The sequence below is a fragment of the Arthrobacter sp. Br18 genome, from assembly GCF_000520555.1.
In the GTDB taxonomy this organism is placed as follows: Bacteria; Actinomycetota; Actinomycetes; order Actinomycetales; family Micrococcaceae; genus Arthrobacter_D.
Genome location: NZ_KI914890.1, coordinates 1 through 1,814, shown reverse-complemented (window position 1 = coordinate 1,814; position 1,814 = coordinate 1). Strand labels below are relative to the sequence as shown.

Annotated in this window: 4 protein-coding genes; 3 read left to right on the top strand and 1 reads right to left on the bottom strand. The window is 62.3% G+C overall.

Annotated elements, in window-relative coordinates; all coding sequences use genetic code 11:
- Positions 1–510, top strand: a 510-nt coding sequence (locus tag Y704_RS21790; RefSeq protein WP_162149421.1) for a plasmid pRiA4b ORF-3 family protein, incomplete at its 5' end; no start/stop codon positions are given.
- Positions 511–553: 43 nt separating this feature from the next.
- Here Y704_RS21790 and Y704_RS25370 read toward each other — a convergent pair.
- On the bottom strand, positions 554–982 hold the full coding sequence (locus Y704_RS25370) for a hypothetical protein (protein ID WP_253904366.1): 429 nt from the start codon (positions 980–982) through the stop codon (positions 554–556).
- Between the two features lie 27 nt (positions 983–1,009).
- On the opposite strand from Y704_RS25370, the gene Y704_RS25590 reads away from it, so the two are divergent.
- Together Y704_RS25590 and Y704_RS21785 are read left to right on the top strand one after the other, a co-directional pair.
- Entirely contained in the window at positions 1,010–1,144 is a 135-nt protein-coding gene (locus Y704_RS25590) for a hypothetical protein (protein WP_275451073.1), read from the top strand.
- 281 nt (positions 1,145–1,425) lie between these two features.
- Positions 1,426–1,814 (top strand): hypothetical protein (locus tag Y704_RS21785; RefSeq protein WP_051477189.1); only part of this gene is annotated, 389 nt, incomplete at its 3' end.

Below are 1,814 nucleotides of genomic sequence, written 5' to 3'. Positions count from 1 at the left end.
CCCGCCGATCTGCCGCTCCCTCGGCTGCACGTGGTGATCCAGGCAGTGTTCGCCTGGCAGGATTACCACCTGCATCATTTCCGGAGCGGGGGTTTCCGCGGCCCGACGTACGCGCCGGTAAGCCCTCAGGGGGAGGATTTCTATGGTGAACATCCCCGCGATGAGGCGAGGGTGATGGTCCACGAACTGCTACCCGCCGTGGGCAGCACTCTGACCTACACCTACGATTTCGGCGACAACTGGGAGCACGGCATCACCGTCGAGAAGGTCCTGACGTCCGACGACGGCGCCGGGCAGTTGCCGCGGTGCATTACGGGTCGCGGTCTGGCGCCTGCCGAGGACAGCGGCGGCACCTGGGGTTGGATGGGCATCGTCCAGGCCGTGAACGATCCGGCCCACGATGAGCACAAGGAGTACCGGGAGTGGCTGGGACTGGAGCCCTGTGAGACATTGGATCCCAAGGCGTTCGATCTGGAACAGACCAACGAGGACCTGGCTGATCTCTTCTAAGGACAGCCCGTGCGCGTGGAGCTGCAGGAGCGGGTATCCGGCACTACCAGACATCGAGGCTTCGGCGCCCCGGAAAGGGGATCCGATCCAGGTCAGCGGCAGGAACGACGATTGTGGAGCCGGCCTTGGCCCGGGCCTGCTCAGCCAGTACATCGACGTCGTCGTATCGGGACGAAAAGTGTGTGAGCACCAGCGTTCCCGCACCTCCGTTGCCCGGAGGTGACGGTACTGCTCGGCGAGCGACGCGTCGTCGCTGAAGGTCGATTCCGACCATGAAGCTTCCACCGGCTGCTGCTGCCAGGACCAGGCCGCCACCGAGGGCGATCATGGCGGGGTGGGAACTTGATTCCTGGGCGACGCCGGTGTCGGCGCCTCCGGCAGGCATGTCGCCCATCTGGGAGGCGACGAGGACTCCACACAGGGCCGGCGAGGTGGTGCCGAGGCGAAGTGGGCTCCAGGTCGATACATCCAAGTCCCTGCGATCGGACCGATTCCCTCGATGTATGAACCCGTCTGGTACGCCAGCAAAACCCTCACCGCGGCAGCAGAAGCCACAGCAGGGGTCCTCGCCGTCCTCGGCTACACACGCTTGAGCCGGCGCCAGGACCACCGGCAGGTCGCTCCTTCGCGCTAATTCCGGGAGAGCTGTCGGGGGAAGATGCCTCCTGAGGGCGGCTTGCCCGAGAAGGCCGACGGAAGCTTCACGGAACCTTGATTAATGATGATCACAGCGGCCGTTGCGATGGTTGCGGGTACTGCCAGGCAGCTTCACGGAACCTTGATTAATGATGATCACAGCGGCCGTTGCTTCACGGAACCTTGATTAATGATGCTTCACGGAACCTTGATTAATGATGATCACAGCGGCCGTTGCGATGGTTGCGGGTACTGCCAGGCAGGACAATAATCGGCAATATGCTCACCAAAAAGACGCCTTCCATGATCGAACCGATCGTTCGGGGCATGGCCGCAGGTGTTGCCGGGACCGTAGCGATGACGGCCTTCCAGAAATTCGTTGAAACGCCTCTGACCGGGAGTGAACCCAGCTACGCACCAGCGGATTTCGCAGAACGGATTTTGCCTATCCATCCGACGACCCAGCAGGGACGTGATCAGCTGAACTGGGTCACCCATTATGCACTGGGAACGATGTGGGGTTCGGCCTACGGCCTCACAGCACATGCCGGTCTTCATGGCGCCAAAGCAGTCGCCGTCGTCTTTCCCGCTGTCTACACCGTTGATGTAGTGCTCAACACAGCCCTCGGCCTGTACAAACCCAGCACCTGGACCGCGGAAGACTGGAC

Excerpts from the sequence above, each read along its gene's own strand:
- Y704_RS25590 (WP_275451073.1), top strand. The coding sequence starts at position 1,010 with ATGTATGAACCCGTCTGGTACGCCAGCAAAACCCTCACCGCGGCAGCA.